General features: G+C 50.8%; 26 protein-coding genes and 1 pseudogene. 22 read left to right on the top strand and 5 right to left on the bottom strand.

The genetic code is table 11. The features are described 5' to 3' along the window. Positions 1–8 precede the first annotated feature (8 nt). Entirely contained in the window at positions 9–1,214 is a 1,206-nt protein-coding gene (locus tag SD71_RS02505; RefSeq protein WP_235426956.1) for an MFS transporter, read from the bottom strand. Between the two features lie 146 nt (positions 1,215–1,360). After that, positions 1,361–2,629: a threonine ammonia-lyase IlvA gene (gene ilvA / locus SD71_RS02500; protein WP_041059072.1), complete on the bottom strand. Its 1,269-nt coding sequence runs from the start codon at positions 2,627–2,629 to the stop codon at positions 1,361–1,363. Positions 2,630–2,685: 56 nt separating this feature from the next. Here ilvA and SD71_RS02495 point away from each other — a divergent pair, with 56 nt between their 5' ends. The 11 genes from SD71_RS02495 to SD71_RS02445 all read left to right on the top strand — a co-directional run bounded on the left by SD71_RS02495 (position 2,686) and on the right by SD71_RS02445 (position 12,711). After that, positions 2,686–3,249: a hypothetical protein gene (locus SD71_RS02495; RefSeq protein ID WP_041059070.1), complete on the top strand. Its 564-nt coding sequence runs from the start codon at positions 2,686–2,688 to the stop codon at positions 3,247–3,249. A gap of 127 nt (positions 3,250–3,376) precedes the next feature. Beyond that, a complete protein-coding gene (locus SD71_RS02490; RefSeq protein ID WP_161793320.1) occupies positions 3,377–4,555 on the top strand; it encodes a copper amine oxidase N-terminal domain-containing protein in 1,179 nt (392 codons plus the stop codon). A gap of 250 nt (positions 4,556–4,805) precedes the next feature. Then, on the top strand, positions 4,806–5,612 hold the full coding sequence (locus SD71_RS02485) for an FHA domain-containing protein (RefSeq protein ID WP_041059065.1): 807 nt from the start codon (positions 4,806–4,808) through the stop codon (positions 5,610–5,612). 245 nt (positions 5,613–5,857) lie between these two features. After that, on the top strand, positions 5,858–6,046 hold the full coding sequence (locus tag SD71_RS02480) for a hypothetical protein (RefSeq protein WP_041059064.1): 189 nt from the start codon (positions 5,858–5,860) through the stop codon (positions 6,044–6,046). A gap of 107 nt (positions 6,047–6,153) precedes the next feature. Next, the gene (gene map, locus SD71_RS02475) at positions 6,154–6,912 is read left to right on the top strand and encodes a type I methionyl aminopeptidase (RefSeq protein WP_041059063.1); all 759 of its coding nucleotides are present in this window, start codon (positions 6,154–6,156) and stop codon (positions 6,910–6,912) included. A 372-nt stretch (positions 6,913–7,284) separates the two neighbouring features. Further along, a complete protein-coding gene (coxB, locus tag SD71_RS02470) occupies positions 7,285–8,355 on the top strand; it encodes a cytochrome c oxidase subunit II (protein WP_041059061.1) in 1,071 nt (356 codons plus the stop codon). Positions 8,356–8,413: 58 nt separating this feature from the next. Next, positions 8,414–10,219 (top strand): cytochrome c oxidase subunit I, encoded by a 1,806-nt coding sequence (ctaD, locus tag SD71_RS02465; RefSeq protein ID WP_052475912.1) that lies wholly within the window; start codon positions 8,414–8,416, stop codon positions 10,217–10,219. Further along, positions 10,216–10,833, top strand: a complete 618-nt coding sequence (locus tag SD71_RS02460; RefSeq protein WP_041059057.1) for a cytochrome (ubi)quinol oxidase subunit III — start codon at positions 10,216–10,218, stop codon at positions 10,831–10,833. Before ctaD ends, SD71_RS02460 begins: the two co-directional genes overlap by 4 nt. 4 nt (positions 10,834–10,837) lie before the next feature. Further along, on the top strand, positions 10,838–11,152 hold the full coding sequence (locus SD71_RS02455) for a cytochrome C oxidase subunit IV family protein (protein ID WP_041059055.1): 315 nt from the start codon (positions 10,838–10,840) through the stop codon (positions 11,150–11,152). A gap of 86 nt (positions 11,153–11,238) precedes the next feature. Then, a complete protein-coding gene (ctaG, locus tag SD71_RS02450; protein ID WP_041059053.1) occupies positions 11,239–12,150 on the top strand; it encodes a cytochrome c oxidase assembly factor CtaG in 912 nt (303 codons plus the stop codon). A gap of 99 nt (positions 12,151–12,249) precedes the next feature. Further along, positions 12,250–12,711 carry a DUF420 domain-containing protein gene (locus tag SD71_RS02445; protein WP_041059052.1) on the top strand — a complete coding sequence of 154 codons (462 nt, stop codon included), beginning with the start codon at positions 12,250–12,252 and terminating at the stop codon, positions 12,709–12,711. 54 nt (positions 12,712–12,765) lie between these two features. On the opposite strand, the gene SD71_RS02440 is transcribed toward SD71_RS02445, so the two are convergent. Both SD71_RS02440 and SD71_RS02435 read right to left on the bottom strand, forming a co-directional pair. Further along, on the bottom strand, positions 12,766–13,839 hold the full coding sequence (locus tag SD71_RS02440) for a site-2 protease family protein (RefSeq protein WP_041059050.1): 1,074 nt from the start codon (positions 13,837–13,839) through the stop codon (positions 12,766–12,768). A 241-nt stretch (positions 13,840–14,080) separates the two neighbouring features. Next, the gene (locus SD71_RS02435; RefSeq protein WP_041059047.1) at positions 14,081–14,644 is read right to left on the bottom strand and encodes a hypothetical protein; all 564 of its coding nucleotides are present in this window, start codon (positions 14,642–14,644) and stop codon (positions 14,081–14,083) included. Between the two features lie 290 nt (positions 14,645–14,934). Here SD71_RS02435 and SD71_RS02430 point away from each other — a divergent pair, with 290 nt between their 5' ends. The 7 genes and pseudogenes from SD71_RS02430 to SD71_RS24130 all read left to right on the top strand — a co-directional run bounded on the left by SD71_RS02430 (position 14,935) and on the right by SD71_RS24130 (position 19,976). After that, entirely contained in the window at positions 14,935–15,369 is a 435-nt protein-coding gene (locus SD71_RS02430) for a DUF2203 domain-containing protein (RefSeq protein ID WP_041059045.1), read from the top strand. Continuing rightward, positions 15,362–15,879 (top strand): annotated as a pseudogene (locus tag SD71_RS25770) (GNAT family N-acetyltransferase). Before SD71_RS02430 ends, SD71_RS25770 begins: the two are co-directional and overlap by 8 nt. A gap of 454 nt (positions 15,880–16,333) precedes the next feature. Then, the gene (locus SD71_RS02420) at positions 16,334–17,155 is read left to right on the top strand and encodes an electron transfer flavoprotein subunit beta/FixA family protein (protein ID WP_041059042.1); all 822 of its coding nucleotides are present in this window, start codon (positions 16,334–16,336) and stop codon (positions 17,153–17,155) included. 26 nt (positions 17,156–17,181) lie between these two features. Next, positions 17,182–18,216 carry an electron transfer flavoprotein subunit alpha/FixB family protein gene (locus tag SD71_RS02415; RefSeq protein ID WP_041059040.1) on the top strand — a complete coding sequence of 345 codons (1,035 nt, stop codon included), beginning with the start codon at positions 17,182–17,184 and terminating at the stop codon, positions 18,214–18,216. Continuing rightward, entirely contained in the window at positions 18,200–19,495 is a 1,296-nt protein-coding gene (locus tag SD71_RS02410; protein WP_041059038.1) for an FAD-dependent oxidoreductase, read from the top strand. The genes SD71_RS02415 and SD71_RS02410 overlap by 17 nt, the downstream gene beginning before the upstream one ends. Continuing rightward, positions 19,477–19,800, top strand: a complete 324-nt coding sequence (locus SD71_RS02405; protein ID WP_052475868.1) for a ferredoxin family protein — start codon at positions 19,477–19,479, stop codon at positions 19,798–19,800. Before SD71_RS02410 ends, SD71_RS02405 begins: the two co-directional genes overlap by 19 nt. A 17-nt stretch (positions 19,801–19,817) precedes the next feature. Further along, positions 19,818–19,976, top strand: a complete 159-nt coding sequence (locus tag SD71_RS24130) for a hypothetical protein (RefSeq protein ID WP_165418304.1) — start codon at positions 19,818–19,820, stop codon at positions 19,974–19,976. A 15-nt stretch (positions 19,977–19,991) separates the two neighbouring features. On the opposite strand, the gene SD71_RS02400 is transcribed toward SD71_RS24130, so the two are convergent. Continuing rightward, positions 19,992–20,222 (bottom strand): hypothetical protein, encoded by a 231-nt coding sequence (locus tag SD71_RS02400; RefSeq protein WP_041059034.1) that lies wholly within the window; start codon positions 20,220–20,222, stop codon positions 19,992–19,994. 134 nt (positions 20,223–20,356) lie between these two features. Here SD71_RS02400 and SD71_RS02395 point away from each other — a divergent pair, with 134 nt between their 5' ends. The 4 genes from SD71_RS02395 to SD71_RS02380 all read left to right on the top strand — a co-directional run bounded on the left by SD71_RS02395 (position 20,357) and on the right by SD71_RS02380 (position 23,829). Beyond that, on the top strand, positions 20,357–21,526 hold the full coding sequence (locus SD71_RS02395; protein ID WP_041059031.1) for a PQQ-dependent sugar dehydrogenase: 1,170 nt from the start codon (positions 20,357–20,359) through the stop codon (positions 21,524–21,526). A gap of 130 nt (positions 21,527–21,656) precedes the next feature. Beyond that, the gene (locus tag SD71_RS02390; protein ID WP_041059028.1) at positions 21,657–22,415 is read left to right on the top strand and encodes a zinc ribbon domain-containing protein; all 759 of its coding nucleotides are present in this window, start codon (positions 21,657–21,659) and stop codon (positions 22,413–22,415) included. Between the two features lie 264 nt (positions 22,416–22,679). Continuing rightward, positions 22,680–23,378 (top strand): cyclic nucleotide-binding domain-containing protein, encoded by a 699-nt coding sequence (locus SD71_RS02385; protein ID WP_041059025.1) that lies wholly within the window; start codon positions 22,680–22,682, stop codon positions 23,376–23,378. A 22-nt stretch (positions 23,379–23,400) separates the two neighbouring features. Next, positions 23,401–23,829 (top strand): DMT family transporter, encoded by a 429-nt coding sequence (locus SD71_RS02380; protein ID WP_041059022.1) that lies wholly within the window; start codon positions 23,401–23,403, stop codon positions 23,827–23,829.

Raw genomic sequence — 23,829 nt, 5'->3', positions numbered from 1 at the left:
AGCTCCAATCATTTCTGCTTCATCCCGCCTGGAGCTGGGCTCTCGCCCCGGAATATGCGGAACGGGAACAACACATAGAACAGGCTGATCGTAAAGAACATAATTCCGGCCAGCCCGACTACGGAAGATTCGCTGTATCGCGTCGCCAAAAGACCGCCTATATAAGGTCCGATCATACCGCCGATTCCTTCGACCGTCGAGAACACACCCCAGCCGAGCCCCTGCTGCCCGGGCGGCACATAAGCCGCTAACAAGGCATTCCATGCAGGCAATACCGCAGCATACGAAAGTCCGAGCACGAACGCCCAGAAATACGCTACCGCAAGCGGCGGCTGATAGGTAAGCGCGAACAGAACGATGCCGAAGATGAGAAAACCGATGACAAGAAACCACTTTTTGCCGAATGAATCCGAAAGCCGGCCCATCGGAATTAACCCGAGCACCGTGCAGCCTCCGCCAATAATCAGCAGAACGGAATAATGCGAATGAGTCATTCCGAGAGCGTTCGTTGCAAAGCTTGGCAAAATGGGCAGGAGCATTCCGGCTCCCAGCGTCTGAAGCACCATACCCGGCAGCAATAAGCGCATTTCCCGCAGCCGAGAGCCAAGGATCGAGAGCTGCTTACGGAATGGAACAACTTCCAGATGTACGGTCTTGCCGCCGGCGATCATGAAGGACAGCATCCAAGCGGCGGCAGAGACGCCGACCATAAGCCAATAGGTCAGATTCATATTGACGTCCAACAACACATTGGTCACCACGGGTCCGAGTCCAAGTCCGATCAGCCAGATCGAGTACAAGAACCCCATCTGCGCGCCCCGGCGCTCCTCCTGCACTCTGGTGAGACACACGATCCAGATCGGCGAGATGCCCGCTCCGTAAATGGCGGCTGCAGTAATAAACAGCCATGGAACATTGGCAAACTGCATCAAGGCCATCCCGACAAGCGAACAGAGCAGGCCGATATTTACGATTCTTCTGATCGACAAGCGGTCCAGCAAATAGCCGATGGCCAGCTTGAGCCCCGTATCGGTCACATAATGCGCGGTAATTGCCGCGCCGATGACGTCTAAATCCAAACCCAGCGCCTTTTGCCCATAGATCGGCAGAAAGCTGACCAAAGCTGCGCCGCGCACGAAATCAACCAGAAATAAAATGACGATATATAACAGCATGTCCGACTGAAAAAAAGATTTCATGGAAGCAGTTTTCACGTGGGCTCTCCTTTGGAAAGTTCCTGATGCGAAACTCAGATGCGGAACCACTTCCATTATATGCAATCGGGGAGCAATATCCAAGGAGAAGGCGTGCCTCACTGATCATCCGGCAAGCTTGCGCAGTTACACACTCTGCGTCAAAATCAGATCAGCAGGTTAAACAACAGAGGGTCTTTGTTCAGCTCATGAAATTGAAAGCCTTTGGCCTGCATTCTGGCAATGAGAGAATCGTAATCCTCCCGGATTTTAAGCTCGATGCCCACAAGCGCCGGACCGTTCTCTTTGTTATGTTTTTTCGTATATTCAAACTGGACGATATCATCGTTCGGACCCAGAACATCGTCGATAAATTCTCTGAGGGCACCGGCACGCTGCGGAAAGTTGATCATAAAATAATGCTTCAGTCCTTCATAGATCAGCGAGCGCTCCTTGATCTCCTGCATCCGGTCGATGTCATTGTTTCCTCCGCTGATGATGCAGACGACATTCTTGCCGCGCAGAAACTCCGGATCCAGCGTGGATAGCGCTGCCACAGGCAACGCTCCGGCAGGCTCGGCGACAATCGCATGCTCGTTATACAACTCGAGTATGGTAGTGCAAATCCGGCCTTCCGGAACCAGCATAACCTGGTCCAGCAGCCTGCGGCACAGATCGAACGTCAGCTCGCCGACCCGTTTGACGGCTGCGCCGTCCACGAATTTGTCCATCTCGTCGAGCGTAACTACTGTGTTCTCTTGGAGTGAACAATACATAGAGGGGGCGCCTTCCGGCTCTACTCCAAGAATGAAAGTGGAAGGGCTGACCGCCTTCACATAACTCGACAGGCCTGCCGCCAATCCGCCTCCCCCGACGCTGACAATGATAAGATCTATCGGAGCTGCGGCGTTCTGCATAATCTCCTTGCCCAGTGTCCCATTGCCCGCAATAATGTGGGGATCGTCGAACGGATGAACGAAAGGCAAGCCTTCCTGGCGGCTAAACCGGATGGCTTCGGCGTAAGCGTCGTCGAACGTATCGCCGATCAGACGGACTTCAACGTTGTTACCGCCGAACAGCTTGACTTGGTTAATTTTTTGGCGGGGTGCCGTGGCCGGCATATAGATAATTCCGGGAATGCCGAGCTTCTGGCAGGAATACGCCACGCCCTGGGCGTGATTGCCGGCACTGGCGCAGATCACTCCGCGGCTCCGCTCTTCCTCGGACAGCGAACTGACGAGATTGTAGGCTCCGCGTATTTTGAAGGAGCGGACGACCTGCAGATCTTCTCTTTTCAAATACACATTGCATCCGAATTTAGCGGATAAACTGCGATTATGCTGAAGCGGAGTAGGGATGATAACATCTTGCAGTACATGGTCTGCGTTGACGATGTCGGATAAAGGCACGGTAAACCCGGATTGTGGATTGGACACTGCTGCTCATCCTTTCGTGTATACTCATGATTATACCTTAGAGAAGGGGGATTCTCTTGCGTAAATTTTTCATCACATTGTTCGTGCTCCTTATACTGGGCTGTATTGCCGCAATAGGCGGCTTATATTACATCAAGCCCGATCAACAGCTGGATTTATCTTATAATAGAGTTCCCATAGACAAAAGGGCAGTCGATATGGTGAGCCGCATGTCCGTTGCCATGATCCTTAACGAGGAGGATGTCAACAATCTTCTTAAAGCGTCACTGTCCAGAAATCCGCAGGTGCAACAGGACGTGAAAGTGATCGGAGCCAAATTTTCCGTCGACGGCAACCTTCTGACTTCGGACTTGAACGTGCTGTGGAAAGACCAGATCCAGGCCGCATTACAGCTGACGTACCGGTTACAGTGGGAGAATCCGAACGTGGTGGCTACAATCGTCGACGCTCAAATGAAGGCGATACCGCTGCCGACGGAGGCCTTTTCGGATTTGGTCATCCCGCTTGGCGAGGAGCTGCCTGAACTGCTGAAGATTAAAGATATAGAGTGGGGCGGCAAGGAAATTAAAGTGGTATTCGAAAAACCGAACCTTCAGGATATAAAGGATTTACTGGGTTAACCAATTTAAACACGTCAGGGCTTAACGTCTCCGGCGTGTTTTTAATATTCAGGATTGAAATCCGGATGCCGGATGTAATAGATTAAGAGAAATGGAACTTACATAAATTTGGAAGATGGTGCGTCACTTGAAGCGGATCTTATTCATCCTGATCAGCATTCTGCTTGCCTTATCTCTGGCAGGAACTTCTGCGGCAGCCGGCAAACGTCAGACGGTGAAAGTTGTGGTTGACGGCAAGGCCGCTATTTTGGAGGATCATCCGGTTACGTTCAAAGGAAAAATGTACGTAGAGTTCCGCTCCATGCTGAACGGGCTGGGCTATACGGTCGATTTCGACGAAGTGACGGACACCATCCGCGCTGCCGGGGATTTTACGAGGCTGGAAATGTCCGTCGGCGGAGACGTGGCATTCGTCAATGGCAGAGCGGTCGAGAGTACAGGGCAGGTGATTAAGCTGAACGGCGGCACATGGATCGGGCTTCGGTTCCTGGCCGAGCTTGCCGGTTACAAGGTCGTGTGGAACGGAGCGGCAAGCAGCGTTTCACTCACGTATCAAGGTCCCGGTAAAGAGGAGCTTTCCGCGGTTTACGCAGTTTTCGATAAAATGCTGCTTCTGGAGGCTGCCGGAGACTATGCCGGGTTGGCCGGTTTGTTCGCGGAGAACACGGCCCTGGACGTAAGCGGTATACAGGAGCAGTGGAAAAAAACGCGCACCAAGTCCAGCATCAAAGACAAGTTTATCCAATCGTACACGGGTGCAGAAGCTGTAGTCAGCGTCATTGACGAAACGGTCAAGCTCAGCGGAGGTTTTTTCCCGGACAATAAGGCGCAGACATTATATACCTTGCATAGAGATGCTGACGGCCAATGGAAGATCTTCGATATTGAAACCGTCGGTGTGGAGTTTACGAACGTGCCGGCATTGTTCGATCAGGGCGTTACGATCGGCGAATCGGATAAAGCAGACATTGAGAAAGTATTGAATGACCAGTTGAAAGCGGCCAATGACGAGAACTTGGACAGCTACATGGCCACTTTGGTGGATTTTCCGCAAAAGGCTGAAGCGAAAGCGGCTGTCGAGGAACTGTTCAGAACAACGGAAATGACATCAAGTTTGGACAAGTGGACAATAGTAGCGTATGACGGGGCCGGCAAAGCGACACTGCTGATTGCGGTGAACACCGAAGTTCGGGCTGAAGGAACAGTGAGCAGAATCGGGAGCGTATACACGAATGAAGCAGAGAAAGCGGAGGGCAAGTGGCTGCTTCGTCCGGAAATGAGCGGCTTGCAGCAGGAGACGCTGTAAGGCGGAGGTGCAAGGCTGCCGCCTGATTCAGGCCGCAGCCTTAAATGTCTGTCCTTTTTTACCGATATAAGAATATGAGCCTTGGGTTTCGGAATAATTTAGAGTAAACGCACAGCTTAATTTTGCTTAAAATTTACGGGGAGTTCATTGTCGGCAAACGCCATTTTAGCTATACTGTATCCAAGAAGACGAAGAAACGGGTTTCTTTTTTGCAGAGAAAGGAAAGCGTTTACAATAAAGGGCCGGCACGTTGAAATGGGGTGAGGATTTGAAGGATCGGGTACACAGACGGATTGAAGGGAGGGGTCGTTTAACGCAAGGGCGCGGCATTCCATTCCGAGCAGCCGCCGTGAAAGCGGCGTGCATCGCTGCGTTTTGTTGTATGGCAGCCGGAGTTTTTCCATTGAACGCTTCCGCCCGAGGTTCGATCGCAACCTCCTCGGCACAAGTGGAAGTAGGGACTCTGCCGTTATTGGCGGCGCTTGGTATAGGCATCGTCGTCGCGGTAGGCGCTGTCATTGCCTTCTTGCAATTGACGCTCAGAACCAGAGGCGCCGGCGATCCGGCCCTGCTGTCCGCGGAAGAGAACGAAAGTTATGAAGCCGGCCCGGCCTATGATTGGAATGCCCGGGATACGGTGACAGACGAAAGCTCCGAACAGCACACATTAGCCGATTACACGATTCCAATCACACGGATCTTAGAGGAACCCATTGAAGTCCAGCAAGCGGCAGAAGACGAACCCCGTTTGTGCGGCATCGCAGGTGAACATGCCGGGATATGTTATCGCGTAGTGAACCGCCGCTTATCTATTGGGCGGGATCCGGCGCAATGTGCGGTCGTTTTCCCCTATGCGGCCGGCGAGGTCAGCCGCAAACATTGTACGCTGAGATATTCGGAGGATTCCGGCCTGTTCTTTCTTGAGGACCACGGTTCTTCCAACGGTACGTTCTTATGGAACGGCGAACGTCTGGAGCCCGGCAAAACCTATGAGCTGCGGGCCGGCGACCGCTTCAGCTTATCAGGTACGGAGCACTGCTTTGAAGTACGGGGTTAACAGCCAATCATAGGGCTTTCTAGAACGGTTGTCGAATGTTAATTACAGGTAAATGCTTTATCCCCCGTCCGTATAATGGTATAATCAGAAAAAGCAGGATATGCTAAGGTCTGCCGCACATGAGCGGCGGAGCAATCCAAGCTTGCAGGAAGAACCGTGTTACAGGTTCTCCGGGTGGCAAATGGCCGCCTCCGTTCCGGTAACCTCTGCCGTGGGCGGAATCCATTCTCCTGGGAGGGAATATCATGGCCAAACGCAGCCACAATGAAGTTCAAGAAAGTTTGCAAGAACTGACTAGAATTTTCCGCCCGAAGGACCCGCGCAAGTTTGTCAAAGATTACATTCGCAAATACCGGATTACCGGTGGATATGAAGATGAGTTAACGACGCTCGTTGAACGCGAGCTGGTTAAATTAAATTCCCCCGCCTCGTAACGCGGGAGAAATGAACCGACAAGGCTGAACGGCACACCGCCGAGCGCCTTGCCGGTTCTTTTTTTTGTGCGGATGAATATCTATAAGAAGAAAGGGGAGGTAGGCATATGGCGCGTAAGGCAGAAATTCCGATCCGCAGCAAGGAAGAGATTGAATATATCGCTCAGGCAGGACGACTGGCGGCCCAACTCCGGCGGGAACTAGGGAAAAGAGTGGCCGCGGGCGTAACAACCCGCCAGCTGGATCAGTTTGCGGAAACGTTTATGAACGAGCACGGAGCCAAGCCGGCGCAAAAAGGATTTCACGGCTACCCTTACGCGATCTGTGCCGCAGTTAATGACTGCGTATGCCACGGTATGCCGGACGAACGAGCGCTGGAGCGTGGAGATATCGTGACACTGGATTTTGTAGTGGATCTGGACGGGTGGCTCGCGGACACGGCTTGGACGTTTGCGGTCGGAGAAACCTCTCCGGAAGCGAGCCGCTTGCGCAGCGCCGCCTATCAGGCCATGGCCAAAGGGATTGAGCAGGCATGGCCGGGCAAGAGAATCGGCGATATCGCGCATGCCGTGCAGCAAGCGGCTCATGCCGGCAGCTATGGTGTTGTTGCTCAATTCGGCGGACATGGGATCGGCAGGAATTTGCACGAACCTCCCGAGGTGTCGTTCGTCGGACGGCCGGGCAGAGGCGTTCGCCTTGAAGAAGGGATGGTCATTACAATCGAACCGATGATTACAATCGGTTCCCCTGAGGTAATCATCTCACAGGACGGTTGGACCGTGCTTACATTAGAGGGAGGCTTGGCGGCGCAGTTCGAGCATACCGTTGCGGTGACGGCCGAAGGCCCGCTTATTTTAACTAAATAACGGCTTCGTACAAGGGAATGAATGCGCATTCTCTTGTACGAAGAAGGATCGGACAAGCCCGATAACGGGCGCTTTCATCGAAACCTGCATGCTGTCGAAACAGTGTCGAAAAGGGCGCTCAAAGCCATGCGCAAGAGGTGGATTAACGGGAGGGCTCAACTCACGAGATGCTTAGAACGGCGGGCATTTATGACAGTTTTAAGAACAATTTGTGAACTGTTCTGTGAACATTGACAAACCGACAGGTCAATCTTTATATTTAGTAGAGTGTGTGAAGGACGTTAATTGTACGGGTCCAACATCAGCGAAGAGGTAGAATGAGCTTGCTGACATAGCAACGGACATTCTATAAAACGTAAAATTGGGGTTGATATGATGAATCGACGGCGCGTAACGAAGCGGCTGCTTCCGCTGCTCGCAGGATTTGCCCTGCTGCTGTCCGCGTGCGGACGGGAAGACCTCTCGACACTGAACCCGCAGGGGCCGGTGGCTGAGACGCAATTTGATTTAATGAAGCTGTCCATTGGCATCATGGCATTGGTTGTTGTGGTCGTATTCGCCATTTGCATTTATGTGCTGATCAGATTCCGCCGTCGTCCCGGCGATACCAGCATCCCGAAGCAAGTGGAAGGCAACCACAAGCTTGAAATTATCTGGACCGTTATACCTCTCGCTCTTTTGCTGGTTCTAGGCGTTCCGACCATTCAGCACGTATTCGGACTTGCCAAGGACTACTCGAAAGATAAGGAAGCGCTGCAAGTCAAAGTCACTGCGCATCAATATTGGTGGGAGTTTGAATACAAGGACCTGGGCATTACAACGGCGCAAGAGCTGATCGTGCCGACCGGCAAGAAGATCATGTTCGAGATGACCGGCGCCGATGTCAAACACTCCTTCTGGATTCCGTCGATCGGCGGCAAGATGGATACGAACCCGGGTACCACCAACAAGATGTATCTGGAGTTTCCGAAGGAAGGCGTGTTCCGCGGCAAATGCGCGGAGCTGTGCGGACCTTCCCATGCTTACATGGATTTCAAAGCGAAAGCCGTAAGCGCCGATTCGTTCGAACGTTGGGTTTCGGCCATGAAAGCTCCGGCCAAAATGCCCGAAGATGTAGAGATCGCCAAGGCATTCGAAGCGAAATGCTTGCTCTGTCATGCCATCGGCCAGGAAAATCAGGGCAGTGCTCCGAACTTGACAGGTATCGGCGATCGCCAGACAATCGGCGGAATTCTGTACAACTCCGATGTTGTAGCTGATCCGCAGCCTGGCGACAAGCCGGCAGCACAGAACCTGCACGATTGGATCAAGGATCCGCAGCAGTACAAACCTGACAATAAAATGCCGAACGCTGCTGAGAACGGATTAACGGAAGAAGAACTTACAGCTATAGCCAAGTATTTGGCGGATTACAAGCTGGATTATCAATCAAGCGGGAAATAAAAGGGGGTACGCGGCCTTGGCTGCACACGCGCATACAGTCAAGCGTTACAAGGGCTTGATGGATTGGCTGACGACCGTCGACCACAAGAAGATAGGTATTCTATATTTAATCGCAGGCTTTTTCTTTTTCCTCATCGGCGGATTGGAAGCCATCCTGATTCGCATTCAATTGGCGAGGCCGATGCAGAACGTGGTTGGGGAAGAAACCTTCAACCAATTACTTACCATGCATGGAACGACCATGATTTTCTTGGCCGCCATGCCGATGCTGTTCGCTCTTATGAATGCCGTTATACCGCTTCAGATCGGTGCACGCGACGTTGCGTTCCCGTTCCTGAACTCACTGGGCTTCTGGACATTTTTCTTCGGCGGCGTATTGCTTAACTTGAGCTGGTTCGCAGGCGCGGTGCCGGATGCTGGATGGACAGCATACGCAACGTTGTCAGGTCCGACATACAACCCCGGACACGGAATCGACTATTATGTCATCGGTCTTCAGATTGCGGGGATCGGGACGCTGCTCGGCGGTATTAACTTCATGGCAACAATTATTAACATGCGTGCACCCGGTTTGTCTTTTATGCGGCTTCCGATGTTCACATGGGCTATTTTCATTACATCTGCACTTATCGTTTTCGCGTTTCCTGTACTGACGGTCGGCCTCGTGGCTTTGATGTTCGATCGCTTGTTTCAAGCTAACTTCTTCGAACCAGGCACCGGCGGTAACTCCGTTTTATGGGAACACATCTTCTGGGTGTTCGGTCACCCTGAAGTTTACATTCTGATCCTGCCGGCCTTCGGAGTGATCTCCGATGTTGTCAGCACTTTCTCCCGCAAGCGCTTGTTCGGTTACAGCTCCATGGTGTTCGCTACCGTCCTGATCGCTTTCCTCGGGTTCATGGTATGGGCTCACCACATGTTCACGACCGGTCTTGGCCCCGTGGCGAACGGGTTGTTCTCCATCGCAACAATGCTTATCGCGGTGCCTACCGGTGTTAAGATCTTTAACTGGTTGTTCACGTTATGGGGCGGATCGATCCGCTTTACTACGGCGAGCATGTTCGCGATCGGCTTTATTCCGACTTTTGTAATGGGCGGCGTGACCGGGGTCATGTTGGCATCCGCTCCAGCGGACTTCCAATACCATGACAGCTACTTCGTTGTCGCTCACTTCCATTACGTTATTGTCGGTGGTTTGATCTTCGGTATCTTTGCAGGATTGCATTACTGGTGGCCTAAGATGTTCGGCCGTATGTTGAACGAAGGACTTGGTAAACTTACCTTCTGGACATTCTTCATCGGTTTCCACCTGACATTCTTTGTACAGCACTTCCTCGGTCTGCTGGGCATGCCGCGGCGGGTAGCAACTTACCTTCCGTATCAGGGATTCGATACGATGAACTTGATCAGTACGATCGGCGCGTTCCTGATGGGTATCGGTACGATTGTATTCCTCATCAACGTGTTTACGACTTGGGCTAAACCTCGCAACGCTACAGGCGATGCATGGGAAGACGGCCGGACGCTGGAATGGAGCATCCCATCTCCTCCTCCGGAGTACAACTTCAAGCAAACTCCGCTTGTTCGCGGATACGATGCTTGGTGGAAAGAGAAAATGGAAGGTAAGACCGAGATGATCCCGGCAGAGCCGGTGGGCTCCATCCACATGCCTTCACCGTCTATACTGCCATTAATCATGAGTATCGGGTTATTCATCGCCGGTTTCGGGTTCATGTACAATCAACTTATCGTAGCCGGTATCGGATTAGCGATTACGTTTGGTTGCATGCTCCTCCGATCCGTGTTTGACGATCACGGTTTCCATATCGAACCCGAAGATCAGGATAAGGGGGTGCACGTATGAGCGCACATGGCCACGCAGACGGACATTTGCCGCACGATCCGGAGAAAGCGACATTAGAAGGCCGCAATAAGATATTGGGCTTCTGGCTGTTCCTGGGTGCGGAAACCGTCTTGTTCGGTACCTTGTTCTCCGCATACTTGGCTCTGCGCCATAATGTATTGGACGGTCCGCATCCTGCCGAGCTGTTCCAGCTTCCTATGGTGTTCGCGGCTACGATGATCTTGTTGACCTCGAGCTTAACGAGCGTTTTCGCTGTTCAAGCGCTGCATCATCACAAAGTAAAAGCTATGATCAACTGGCTGATCGTAACGATCGTTCTTGGACTCGGATTCCTCGGGCTCGAGATCTATGAATTTTATCACTATGTGCAAGAAGGACACGGCTTCACGACGAGCGCGTTCAGCTCCTCATTCTACACATTGGTCGGCTTCCACGGAGCGCACGTTGCGTTCGGGGTTTTGTGGATCGGTTTGCTGATCGGCCAAATCTTCAAAAAAGGTTTAACGGTTGTAACGGCACCGAAGATTTATGTGTCGGCGATTTATTGGCACTTTATCGACGTCGTGTGGGTATTCATCTTCACCGTTGTGTACCTGATGGGAAAGGTGGGTTAATCTCATGGAGAATAACCAGTCTACTGAGCAGCCGACGAAACGCCATAAGGTTGAAGGCCCGCAAAAACACATTGTCGCGTTTGTAATGTCGCTCGCGTTAACGATTATCGCCTTCGCTGCCGTTGCTGCGGGTGAGATCAATACGACTTTCGTATACATCATTCTGGTGACAATGGCGGTAATCCAGGTGTTCGTTCAGATGTCATTCTGGATGCACTTGAAAGACAAAGGACATTTGTATCCGATCATCGGAATTGTGGCCGGCGTGTTCGTTGTCTTCACCATGGTCATCATGGCCGAGTATTGGGTTTGGTGGTAACAGCTTGATAGGTTAAACTTCAGAGAGGCGGGCCTAAATCCGTCTCTCTTTTTAATGGACACGAATGTAGAAAGGGGGTTATCAAAATGTGGGGTTTGGAGTACTTCTCGTTTCGCGATCTATGGAGTCCTCTATTCATGGTGTTTATGATGGCGGTTATCGTGCTGTATACGTTCGTCGTCGGACCGTGGAGAGATCGTTTTGCAGGCGGCAAGCCTGTCTCGTTCACGCGGCAAGCTTCTTTTATTGCCGCTGCCGTACTGTTGTATTTCACTCAAGGCGGCCCGTTAAGCCTTCTTGGACACTTAATGTTTACTTTTCATATGACGAATATGGCCATCTCGTATATCCTTGTTCCGCCAATGCTGATCTATGGAATTCCGGATTGGCTGTGGCGCGCCATGTTCAAGCCGAAGTTCTGGCGGATGTTCCGGATTCTGCTGAATCCCATTATCAGCTTAGGCTTGTTCATCTTTATGTTTTCGTTCTATCACATGCCTGACAATCACGATTACATTATGACGAACTTTACGGTTCATACCGTTTACTATATTGCTCTTCTGATCTCAGCGATGTTGATGTGGTGGCAGATTTGCTGTCCCGTGCCGGAATGGAACCGGATCTCGGCACTGATGAAGCTGGGCTACATTTTCCTCAGCGGATTGCTGCTGACACCGGCGTGTGTCATGATTATTTTCGCCAGCAGCCCTCTGTTTGCCGTATACAGTGATCCCGATGTCTGGGTAAAGGCAATGGGATATTGTGTATCCGGCGATTCCAAGGCGATGCTCAGCACTTTTGACGGGCCCGGCTTCTTCAATCTTATGACTCCTCTGGAGGATCAACAGCTGGGCGGCATAGTGATGAAGCTGCTGCAGGAATTCGTTAACGCCGCTGCTCTGTATGCGGTGTTCATGCAATGGTATCGTAGCGAACGTTCACGTGAGGATGAGCCTGTGGCGGATGCCCCTGCGGGCAGCCGTTTGAACAATGTGTGACGCTCGCGTAGAACGTTTGTACAAAGCAGGCATGACAGGTAAAATAGGGATAACTGCAGGTATGCAGAAGTTCTGTCGAGTGGAGCGGGTGAACCTTACATGTCTTGGTACGACATATTTCCTATGGTCAGCACGACCTTTATCGCGTTAAGCGCCATTCTTGTTGCCATTGGCTGGCGGTTAATCATTAAGGGTAGGCGAGAAGCCCATCAGAAAGTAATGATCGCTGCGGCGATCTCCGCTTTGCTGTTTTTTATCATTTATGTTTCGCGGACGATCTTTATCGGTAACACCTCTTGGGGCGGCCCGGAAGATCTGGAGAAGATTTATTTGACATTCTTGCTTTTCCATATCGTACTGGCTACGGTTGCGGCAGTCTTCGGCATCACTACGCTGACGCTGGCATTCCGTAAGAATTTCGCCAAGCATCGCAGATGGGGGAGAGTCACCGCCGTCATTTGGTTTGCTACCGCAATAACCGGCGTAACCGTGTATGTGCTGCTGTATCAAATGTATCCGGGCGGACATACGAAGCCGATGATTGAAGCGATTTTCGGTTGAATTTGAAAAAGGAACCCGCAGGGCGCGATATGATCGTCCCGGGGTTCCTCTTTTTTATGCGATAGCAGCGATTCCCTGTATGTGCACGGCATAAAGCATAAAAATTAAAAATATCGCCAGCCCCGCATAAGCGACGCCATAGCCGATCCGCTTGCCGGCAGGTACTTCGTAGTAGTTATCGGGTTCGTGCACTTCATAATCGATTTGGCAGCTTACGGTCAATAGCGGCGGTGTGTCATTCAGGTTTTTTTCGATTTTTACGACGTGTACTTTGTGTATAATAGCCTGAGTGCCTTTCGGCAGACTGATTGTCTCGTTGATGCCTAAAGCATCCCATCGGACCCTTATCCGCTGCTCACCTTCGAGTGTCGAATAAGTGTCGAACGGAAGCTCCCTCTTGTGTTCTTCCCCCGGTATGATTGCTCCTGATGCCCACAATTCCTCAAGCGGTACTCTCAGTTTGATAACGTCAGCACGGCCTCTTCTGTTTTTACCTTTTACATACTTCTGATATAGCTCCCAGGCAAACATGGCCCAGATGACAAAAAACAAAATGCTTTGCAGGTAAATAATGACGAACAGCCCGCCGATAAGGCCGACAAGCCACAGCCATCTGGTGACCGCAGCAGAAATTCTGCCGCCATCTAAAGGGTGGATCGGCATCAAATTGATCAAGTTAAGAAAAAACCCGATGTTGGCAACCACGAGCAGCAGATCATTTTGCAAGATAAGGCCTAAAAGAAACGATGCCAGCGCCCCGGCCGTGCCCAGTATCGGACCGCCAAAAGCGATATAAGCTTCGGTTACCGCATCCCTGGGATTCCTTTTCATCGTGATCAGCGCTCCGAGAAAGGGGATAAAGATGGGTGCCGAAACGGGCAGCCCTTTCTGTTTGGCGGCGATGACGTGCCCCAGCTCGTGGATCAGAATCATGACGACCAAGCCGACCGCGAACTGAACCGGAAAAACCAGAGCATAGGCGCCCATGGTAATAAACATACTGATGAATGTTGCGCCGATCTTGGTGAATTTCAGAAGGGCCAGTATGCTTTTGGCTTTGGTTGCAATGTAAACCAACACCGCTCCGATCCAATAACGCCGCTTGTTCCCTTTTTTGTTTTGCTCCATTCGGATGAACACCCCGGAAGTTTGATAATTCCAAATAATTGCTATTCATTTGCCCACTAAGTATACCAAACTCAAAAAACATTATGCAGATAAATCGGCAAAGTGCCAAGAAAAAGAGCAACCCGGCGTCTTATTCGGACCCGGGTTGCTCGAGTGCTCTGGCAAGCATGGCGCTCTACAGAAACGGTTATTTAACTATTCTGCCGCATTATTCAGGTTAACCGCTGCAGCGCAAGTTCAATTATTGCTTGACGAAGTCAGCGAGAACGAAGTTATTTTCCGTATTTTTCTTTACGGTGAACACGCCGCCATCCTTGGTTGTCATTTTGTATTCATTGTCCGCGCCTTCGTAAGTAAGGTCATCTTTGGACGCAGCAGCTAGAATCGACACGGTGAAAAACGGATCGCTCTTGACTACAATGGCGTTGTCCGCTTTTTCCTCAGTCAGATAGTAGGTAAGGATTTTCTCGGTCAGTGCCGGATCTATGTATGCATTCAGAAATTTCGCTGCCGATTCTTTGTCAGGAGTTACCGGGTTCAAGATCGGTTTCTCGTCTTCTGACGTCGTCTGGTGGAACAGGTAGTTCACTTTCTCTTCAGCCATGCGGCCGGCGATAAAAGCTTTGGTTTTGGACACATCGGGATTCTCGGATGCCGATGCAGGTGCCGTTGCGCTAGGGCTGCTGCTTGCCGTTGATAGGGCCGGCGTGCCGGCTGCGTCGTTGTTGCCGTTTTTCGAAGAACAAGCTGCGCCGGTCAAGGCGATCGTACAGATAAGTGCTGTTGCTGCCAATTTTTTTAACATTGATAATCCCCCAGTATGTTTATTTCTATTTGCTTACCTATAAAAAAGGTAGTTCTCTCCACACTATTCGGGTTAAAAAATAAAGGGCAGAATAGTTAAATAACGGTTTCTATCGAGTAAAGAATAGTATGGATTTACCTCTTGAGATAGGCAGCTCTATCTTTCATACGTTCGTTAACAGTTTAATGTTTCAAAAGAGCGTTAAAAAGGGAACAAATTGTGACAAATTCTTCTCCTTTTACATTGCCGGTCTCTGCTAGTAAAATTTTGAGCAAGGAGTGGATGTCATTATGCAATTTAAAACCTTTACACTGAATGAGGCGAATGCTCTCCTGCCCGAGATCAAAGAGAATTTATTGAAGCTCCAGGCCATGGTAGGTGCGATTGAGGCTCGGCATTCAGATCTTCAGAAGAAAAAAGCGATGTACAAGCAGTCGCCCGTTTCCACCGGAGCCGGTAAAGATGACTTTTTCAAGGAAGAAAGCGCACTGGATTTCATGCGTATGGAAGCTGAGCTTTTACTTTCGAATTTCGCCAGAAAAGGCGTTCAGCTCAAGATGATCGATCCGGGATTGATCGACTTCCCCGCGGTCTGGGACGGGAATGATGTGCTGCTCTGCTGGAAGCAAGGGGAGGAGCGAATCACCCATTATCACGGCTGGAATGACGGATTTATGGGCCGTAAGCCGATTCCCGAGGGGGGAACGCAGGATGCTAATAATTAGAGAAGTTGCTGAGGATGACGCGCGAGAACTGATGGAACTAAATAAGCGGCTCGACTCGGATAATGAGTATATGCTGTACGAACCGAATGAAAGAGTCTTTACCGAAGAGCAGCAAACAATGATGATTAAAAACATGATTAACTCTGCCAACTCTACTATTTTTATTGCCGAGGAAGATGGCAGGCTAGTTGGGCAGCTAATCGTCATCGGAGGCGGCACGAATCGGACAGTCATCGAGCGCATATCGTCATTGGCATACTCAATGCTTACACGGGGCGGGGAATAGGTAAGAAACTATTTGATGCCGTTGAGAGGTGGAGAGAAACAACCGCATTAAGCAGGCTTGAATTAACGGTTATAACCCATAATGAGCGGGCTGTTCAACTGTATAAGAAGTGTGGGTTTGTGATTGAAGGTACAAAGAAAAACGCCATGCGCATAAGAGGTAGATTTGTAGATGAGTATTACATGGGCAAAACCTATGCTGAAAAAGAATGCGATCAAAAATAGATAAATTGGGGGCGGCGATCTATTTGCCAAACCTGCTGGAGACGTATGTTAAGGAGACTGTAAATTCGTAGCGGACAGCTTAGTTGAACGGAAGCATAACTGGAAAACCTCCCGCTAACTAATCAATTAAGGTGGCATATTGCAATAAAACTGGAAAACCTCCCTCTAATTGTCCGGGATTTATGGATTCTCGGTGAATGCGCAAAGATTAGATGGAGCATTTCCAGTTAGGTCCTGTGTAAGCGACATTGCAGTAAAATTAAGAGGAGGTTTTCCAGTAAATATGGTACTGCATTTCGAAAAACCGGGAGGAGATAATCTCTTCCCGGTTTTTCTTTTGCCGCGGTCCGCAAGTCCACGATGGACAAACCCAGTCATGATCTCAGCCCTGCCCTAATATATTAGAGTGATCGGTTGAAGCGGAAATCGGTTACGGACGGAAAGGGTGAAGAATATGCTGCATATCGTCGCTTGCATTAAGCAGGTGCCGGATACGAAGATCATCAAGATGAATCCCAAGACGAACACAATGGATCGCGCCAGCGCACCGGCCATCCTCAATCCTTACGATTCGCATGCGGTAGAAGAGGCGGTCAGGTTGAGGTCGCGATACGGGGGAACGGTTTCGGTGCTTACAATGGGACCGCCTCCGGCAGTGAAGGCCATCAAGAAGTGCATCGAAATCGGCGCGGACGAAGGCTACATGATTACGGATCGTGCATTTGCAGGCGCTGATACATTAGCTACCAGTTATGCGTTAACGAAAGCCTTGCAGAAGATTGCGGAAACACGCCCGATCGATCTGATCATATGCGGCAAAATGACGATCGACGGGGATACCGGCCAGGTCGGACCCGGTATTGCGCGCAGACTGGATATGCCTCCGCTGACATCTGTGAATAAAGTGGTGGAGCTCAACAGAGAGGAAGGATACGCCATCGTGCACCGTAAGTTGGAGGATGGCTATGAGGTCATTCGCTCGACACTCCCTTGCCTGCTTTCGGTGGAAAAGGAAATCAATGATGTTCCGTACTCCACAATGACGAACATGCTCCGGGCAGCGAGGTATCAGCCTCATATTTGGTCGGTGAACGATCTGCCGGACATTGATAAGACACAGCTGGGTTTGAAAGGTTCGCCTACAATAGTGAGCTCCGTCTGGGCACCGGAAAAGCCGAAAGGCGGAACTCAGCTGGAAGGAAATCCTCAGGAACAAGTCCGCCAATTAATTGACATCCTGCTTGAACGCAAAGAGCTGTTTCAAGGCGTTACATAACGGATCGGAGTTAGGAGGTCAGTCCCTTGAATTTTGAGGATTATCGCGGGGTTTGGGTGTTCATTGAGGAGAAAGACGGAATCATTGCGGAGGTAGCGCTGGAGCTGCTCGGAGCGGGCCGCCGGCTGGCGGACAAAAGGAAGACGCAGCTGTCGGGAGTGCTGATCGGGGATCAAGTGACCGGGCTCGCGCAGACGGCTTTTGAGTATGGGGCAGATTGCGTGTATGTATACGACGATCCGATCTATCGGTTCTATCGCACGGAAACTTACATGCGGGCCATGCTGGCTTGCGTGGAAAAGTATAAACCGGAAATTCTGCTCTACGGCGCCACTTCAACGGGGAAAGATCTGGCCAGCGCCGTGGCGACGGATCTGCCGACCGGCCTGACGGCGGATACGACGCAGCTGGATGTGGAGGAAGATACGGGGCTTCTGCTGGCCAGCCGTCCGGCATTCGGCGGCAACATCATGGCGACCATTCTATGCAAGAAGTACCGTCCGCAGATGGCAACCGTGCGTCCCAAAGTAATGAAAGCATTGCAGCGGGTGCCTGGAAGAATCGGAGAAATAGTAGAAGAGAGCATTCCAATCACAGAAGAAGATATCCGTACGAAAGTGCTGGAGATCGTGCGGGCAACAACCCAGCGCGCGCGGATCGACGAAGCGGATATCATTGTGTCCGGGGGCAAAGGACTCGGCGGTCCCGCAGGCTTTCAGCTCATCCATCAGCTGGCCGAGACGCTCGGCGCCGCTGTAGGGGCGAGCCGTGATGTCGTGGAAGCGGGATGGATCGGACATCATCATCAAGTGGGACAGACCGGTGTTACGGTGACGCCCAAAATATATTTTGCCGTCGGCATCTCGGGCGCGATCCAGCATATAGTAGGGATGCAAAACTCCGGTCTCATTATCGCGATCAACAAAGATCCGGCCGCTCCGATTTTTCAATCGTGCCATTACGGAATTGTCGGCGATGCGCTGGAAATCGTCCCGATGCTTATTGAAGGGTTTAAAGCTGCCTTGGGCAGAAAGGAAGAGGCCGATGCCCGAAAAGTTTGATGCCATAGTCGTTGGAGCCGGACCTGCGGGCATCGCGTGCGCATACGAATTGGCGAAGGCTGGAGTCAGCGTGCTGCTGCTGGAGCGGGGTGAGTATCCCGGTTCCAAGAATGTCATGGGCGGCGTGCTCTATCGCAAGATGATGGAGGAGGTCATTCCCGACTTCCATAAGGAAGCGCCTTTGGAGCGACCCATTGTAGAACAGCGGTTTATGATGATGGATAAGTCGTCGGCGGTAACCTTTTCGTACAAAGGTTTGGAGTGGGCGCAGGAACCGTTCAACAATTTCACCGTGCTTCGGGCCAAATTCGACCAGTGGTTTGCCGGCAAGGCGGTTGAGAAAGGCGCACTGCTGGTGAACGAAACGGTCGTGCTCGAATGTATCGTTGAGAATGGCAAGGTCGTGGGAGTAAGGACGGACCGCCCGGACGGGGAACTCCGCGCAGATGTAGTGGTGTTGGCCGACGGTGTCAACTCTTTGCTCGCCAAATCACTCGGGTTTCACAAGGAGTTCCGTCCCGATGAAGTTGCGCTTGCGACGATGGAGATCCTCAAGCTTGACAAGAAGTTGATCGAAGACCGCTTCAACCTGGAGGAAGGTCAGGGCTGCACCATTGAATTGTTCGGAGATGCGACGAAAGGCATTCTGGGTACCGGCTTCTTGTATACGAACAAAGATACGCTCAGCATAGGGGTCGGATCGTTACTTTCAGGCCTGATCAAGCATAAAATAAAGCCTTACGAATTGATGGAATACGTCAAAAAACACCCGATGATCCGCCCCTATATTCAAGGTGCCGAGCCGCAGGAATATCTGGCGCATCTCATTCCGGAAGGAGGGTATCGTTCAATCCCGAAGGTGGCTGGGGCGGGAGTATTAGTCGTCGGCGATGCCGCACAACTTGTCAATGCCATACACCGGGAAGGCTCCAATATGGCGATGACCTCGGGACGTATCGCAGCGGAGACAATACTGGCCGCCAAGGAGCGGGAAGATTTCTCGGAAGAATCGCTGGATCTGTACCGACAGCGCCTGATGAGCAGCTTCGTCGGTCAGGACATGAAGAAGTATAAGGACTCGACGCACCATTTTGACAAGTTTCCTCAATACTTCGAGCAGTACATTCCGATGATGAACAAGGCAATGAGCCAGATGTTAACGGTGGACGGCTCCTCCAAGTGGGAGAAGCAGAAGAAAATCTGGCGGGACATCGGCACGGCCAAACAGAAGTTCAAGATCGCCCGCGACATCTATCGGGCATGGAAGGTGATGAAGTGATGAGCGAACCGTCACCGGCATCTAAAGCGGCCAGCATCGAAGAGAAGCAGTACCTTCTGCGGTTCAATGCCGATACCCAGTCTCACCTGCATGTGATGGATACCGAAGTGTGCATGACGAGCTGCCCCGATAAAATATGCACGATCTTCTGTCCGGCGGAAGTGTATAAATGGGAAGATATTCGCATGCATGTCGGCTATGAAGGCTGTCATGAGTGCGGAAGCTGCCGGATCGGGTGTCCGCATCAGAACATCAAGTGGGTTTATCCCAAAGGCGGTCACGGGATCGTCTTTCGACTCGGATGACGGGGGTGGTGGGACGGATGTTGAAGGTCGGCGATCAGGTCGAGTTTTTACCGGACGGAAGCAAAGGCATCATTATGGAAATCCACGGCAACCTCTATCACATCGTATGGGAAGATCATTTCAGCAGCTGGGAGTATGGTGAGACGCTGAGAAAACAAGAAGCTCTTCCGTCATAGGCGGGAGAGCTTTTTTCATTCATTATTTTGTGTGCATCGATTCGACGGTAACCATTGTTCGATCAAGGTCTTGGTCTCGGAACGAAAGGTGTCAAGCGTCTCACGAACTTCTTTAATCTCTTCCTTGAGCTCAACTTTAACTTCCTTCATTTCCTCGCTTAACTCTTCGATCTTGGCATTGTTGGTAGTTTGCATCTTGATGAGGGTTGCCAGCATTTCTTCCATGCGATTCAACTGGTCGGACAATGTATACCCCCCCTCTTCAACATCAATTCATTATACCAAAAATGTCGGATCTTGCAGAGGCAATTTCACTCATTTACTAATCTTGTGATTCCCCTGTAACCTGTGCGATGATCGTGGAAAAGGGGGTTATTGTTATGAATCGTATGATTACAGTCATAACTGGGCTGCTTATCATGATCGGAATCACCGCATGTTCGGGCTCAAAGGAAACGGATGTTGAGACCGGAGAAACCGCCGATGCCGCCAAAGTGTCTCTTTACCCTATTTTCGGAGATCAAAGGGTAGAAAAGCCGGTGGGACTGGAGCATAGAGACGATCAACCGGACCTTATCTATGTCATCGAGCAGCCGGGGCGAATTGTAAGTTTGAATCTCAAAAAGCCGTCGGACAAGCCGCGCACTGTGTTGGATATTACGGATCGAGTGCACGATGAAGGGCCGGAGCAGGGCTTGCTCGGTCTCGCATTCCATCCTGAGCATCCTGCCCAGGCCTATGTGAATTACACAACGGAGACACACACCATTATCGCTCGTTATGATGCGGATCCCGGGCAGCAGGGTCAATTGGATCCCGCTAGTGAACAAGTGCTGCTCACATTTGAACAGCCGTATGCCAACCACAACGGAGGACAGCTTGCGTTCGGTCCGGACGGTTACTTGTATATTGCAACGGGGGACGGCGGAAACGGGGGAGATCCTCATAATAACGGTCAGAACCTTGATCGTTTGCTGGGTAAAATTTTACGAATTGATGTAGATAAAGAGCAGGGCGGTCGGGCTTATGCGATCCCGTCGGACAACCCGTTCCTCAGTGGCGGGGCGCCTGAAATTTATGCCTATGGGCTGCGGAATCCATGGCGCTTCAGCTTCGATCCCGATGCCGGGCAGCTATGGGCGGCGGATGTGGGACAGAACAGCTATGAAGAGATCAATATCGTGGAAAAAGGAAAAAATTACGGCTGGCGAATCCAAGAGGGGACAGAATGCTTTAACCCGAAGGAAGGCTGTGACAAGACAGGATTGGAGCAGCCCATTTTCACATATGGCCGCGATCAAGGTGTGTCGATAACCGGAGGGTTCGTCTATCGCGGGAAACAGCTGCCTGAACTGATGGGACAGTACATATACGGTGACTACGGGTCGGGAACCATATGGGCGTTAAGCCGCAAAGATAACGGATCGGTAGGCAATGAGATCTTAATCGAATCCAAGCTCAATATCACTTCCTTCGGTTTGGATACGGGCGGAGAAATTTACGTGTGCGACCAGGAGGGACAAATCTTCCAATTGCGACCGTCCGCATAGACGTTTTTCAATATACAAGTATTTTAGGTGATTAATGGTTAGACGAATGTCCCGAATCCTTCTATAATACTAGTGATTATTGAATGGGTAAATGTTCCTATAACCCAATATTATGGAGGATGAATAGCGCGTGCAATGTACCCAATGCGGTCATGACAATCAATCAGGTAAGTTTTGTGTGAATTGCGGTTCCAAGCTTGAAGCTTCAGCAGCCACGGAGGCTTCGAACTCCCCGCTGAGCCAACCGGTGTCACCTGCTCTATCAGCGCAGCCTGTGCAGTACAACACTCCCTCGCAAATGAATCCACAGCTGCAGCAAGTGAAAGAAATGGGAGGCCAATACTTCTCTTTCTTTTATCAAGTTCTGCGCAATCCTGTTCGGGTTGCAGAAACAACGAATGCCGGACATATGGCTAACGCAATCATTACTTTAGTTCTCTTTTGCCTTCTTCTGCCGCTTACCGCTTATTTCCAATTGCGCGCCGCATACGGCTTCTTCGGAGATAGCGTGCCTTTTGGCGGCATCGTCATTAAACCATTTTTCTTTTTGCTGCTGATTGTATTGATGGTCAATTCGATTATTTTTCTGGTGCTTAAGCTGGGAAATGTCAATGCCGATTATCGCGATGTCACCGCCCGGTTCGGTACTCTGATGACCCCGTCCGTTACGTTCATCTTCGCGGCCTTCCTTTTCTCCATCATTCAATTCGATTCTGAGTGGTGGGTTGGATTACGGGCCTGGGAGTTTTCTCATGGCTGGTGGCGATCTGTTTCACGATCTACAGCTTCAAGAAAGGTCACTCAAGTGGTCTGGATGCGTTCTGGGGAGTTATCATCACCTACGCGGCATCCATCCTTATTGTGTACGTGTTCGGAAATAGTGTTGTGAACAGTCTGCTCGGCGGCCTTGATCTGTAAGGAAACCCGGCATTCATATTGCAAAACAAGAAGAGACATTTCCTCTGAGAGGAAGTGTCTCTTCTTGAATACGTACAAAATTACAATTATTTCTGATCAGGAGGGGTCCGGCAAGGAACCCCTTCTTTTATTTACAAATGGGACATATGTCCTTTCTGCAGGCGCACGGTTCATTTACAATGATAGAGATCATGGTGTACCTCGTGCCTGCCGGCGCGGTCAGGAGCGCGACGTTATGAAGAGAATGCAAGACTTGGCAGCACTGCAGCGCTTGTTGGAACAGTACGAGCTCGGCGGCATATTCGATCAACGCGCTGTTCAAGCGATGGAGCTCGTCTCTTATGGAAAAGGAGACATCATCTGCGCGGACGGTGGCCGGATGAATCAGCTGTTGCTGCTTGTAAAAGGGAAGCTCAAAGTTTATAAGACGCTGCCCAACGGTAAATCCATTCTCATCCGGTTTTATAAACCGCTCGCTATTGTTGGGGATTTGGAGCTTTTAACCGACTTCACAGTGAAAGGCACGGTAGAAGCGGTGGGCGAATGTCTGTTTATCGCGATCAAATATGAGGAATTGCAGGCAACTGCGTATCACGATCCCGCATTTTTGCGATTTATCATCAAGCATTTAAGCCAAAAGTTATATACATTTTCCAATGCATCGAGCCTGAATCTTCTTTATCCGCTGGAAACCCGGTTCGCCAGTTATCTCGTTTCGATTAACGTCGACGAGAACGACCATCCGCACATTGAGGAAATCAGAACATCCAAGCTCACGGAAATCGCGGAGCTTCTGGGGGCCAGCTACCGGCATTTGAATCGGGTCGTCTCGCAGTTCGTGTCTGCAGGCTTGGTTGAGAGAACGAGAGGCTCGCTTTATGTGAAAGATATCGAGCAGCTGAAAAAACTTGCCAACGGCAACTTGTACAATTGAATAGCTAATGGGGGAAGGAATCATGCTTGGTATTATATACGCCGTCATTGCGGGTGTTGTCGTTGCTTGTCAAAGTATATTTAATGTCAGAATCAGCGAGAGAGCCGGTTTCTGGTTCACCAACACATGGGTGCACGGAACGGGATTCCTGTTGTCGCTGATCCTGTTCTGGATATTAAAGGACGGCAGTCTCGGCAAGCTGGAGTCGATCAACAAAATGTATCTCCTCACAGGATGCATGGGTGTCCTCATCGTATACTCGGTCATGCACTCCGTCGGCTCGATCGGCCCCGTGTATGCCATCGCGATTTTGCTGATCGCGCAGCTTTTGGCGGCATTGGCGATCGACACACTCGGCTGGTTCGGCGTAGAGAGGGTGGCGTTGTCAGCCAACCGGATCATCGGCATCGGAGTGATGATCGCGGGAGTCATTATTTTCAAGCTGAAATAA

The sequence above is a fragment of the Cohnella kolymensis genome (assembly GCF_000829465.1).
Classification (GTDB): Bacteria; Bacillota; Bacilli; order Paenibacillales; family Paenibacillaceae; genus Cohnella; species Cohnella kolymensis.
This window is presented reverse-complemented; position numbering and strand designations above follow the sequence as displayed.

What these genes read in the sequence shown, in the direction of transcription:
- SD71_RS02480 (WP_041059064.1), top strand. Translation starts at nt 5,858, where the DNA reads ATGGCCAAACGCAGCCACAATGAAGTTCAAGAAAGTTTGCAAGAACTG.
- map (WP_041059063.1), top strand. Translation starts at nt 6,154, where the DNA reads ATGGCGCGTAAGGCAGAAATTCCGATCCGCAGCAAGGAAGAGATTGAA.
- coxB (WP_041059061.1), top strand. Translation starts at nt 7,285, where the DNA reads ATGATGAATCGACGGCGCGTAACGAAGCGGCTGCTTCCGCTGCTCGCA.
- ctaD (WP_052475912.1), top strand. Translation starts at nt 8,414, where the DNA reads ATGGATTGGCTGACGACCGTCGACCACAAGAAGATAGGTATTCTATAT.
- SD71_RS02460 (WP_041059057.1), top strand. Translation starts at nt 10,216, where the DNA reads ATGAGCGCACATGGCCACGCAGACGGACATTTGCCGCACGATCCGGAG.
- SD71_RS02455 (WP_041059055.1), top strand. Translation starts at nt 10,838, where the DNA reads ATGGAGAATAACCAGTCTACTGAGCAGCCGACGAAACGCCATAAGGTT.
- ctaG (WP_041059053.1), top strand. Translation starts at nt 11,239, where the DNA reads ATGTGGGGTTTGGAGTACTTCTCGTTTCGCGATCTATGGAGTCCTCTA.
- SD71_RS02445 (WP_041059052.1), top strand. Translation starts at nt 12,250, where the DNA reads ATGTCTTGGTACGACATATTTCCTATGGTCAGCACGACCTTTATCGCG.
- SD71_RS02440 (WP_041059050.1), bottom strand. Translation starts at nt 13,839, where the DNA reads ATGGAGCAAAACAAAAAAGGGAACAAGCGGCGTTATTGGATCGGAGCG.
- SD71_RS02435 (WP_041059047.1), bottom strand. Translation starts at nt 14,644, where the DNA reads ATGTTAAAAAAATTGGCAGCAACAGCACTTATCTGTACGATCGCCTTG.
- SD71_RS02430 (WP_041059045.1), top strand. Translation starts at nt 14,935, where the DNA reads ATGCAATTTAAAACCTTTACACTGAATGAGGCGAATGCTCTCCTGCCC.
- SD71_RS02420 (WP_041059042.1), top strand. Translation starts at nt 16,334, where the DNA reads ATGCTGCATATCGTCGCTTGCATTAAGCAGGTGCCGGATACGAAGATC.
- SD71_RS02410 (WP_041059038.1), top strand. Translation starts at nt 18,200, where the DNA reads ATGCCCGAAAAGTTTGATGCCATAGTCGTTGGAGCCGGACCTGCGGGC.
- SD71_RS02405 (WP_052475868.1), top strand. Translation starts at nt 19,477, where the DNA reads ATGGAAGGTGATGAAGTGATGAGCGAACCGTCACCGGCATCTAAAGCG.
- SD71_RS24130 (WP_165418304.1), top strand. Translation starts at nt 19,818, where the DNA reads ATGTTGAAGGTCGGCGATCAGGTCGAGTTTTTACCGGACGGAAGCAAA.
- SD71_RS02395 (WP_041059031.1), top strand. Translation starts at nt 20,357, where the DNA reads ATGAATCGTATGATTACAGTCATAACTGGGCTGCTTATCATGATCGGA.
- SD71_RS02385 (WP_041059025.1), top strand. Translation starts at nt 22,680, where the DNA reads ATGAAGAGAATGCAAGACTTGGCAGCACTGCAGCGCTTGTTGGAACAG.
- SD71_RS02380 (WP_041059022.1), top strand. Translation starts at nt 23,401, where the DNA reads ATGCTTGGTATTATATACGCCGTCATTGCGGGTGTTGTCGTTGCTTGT.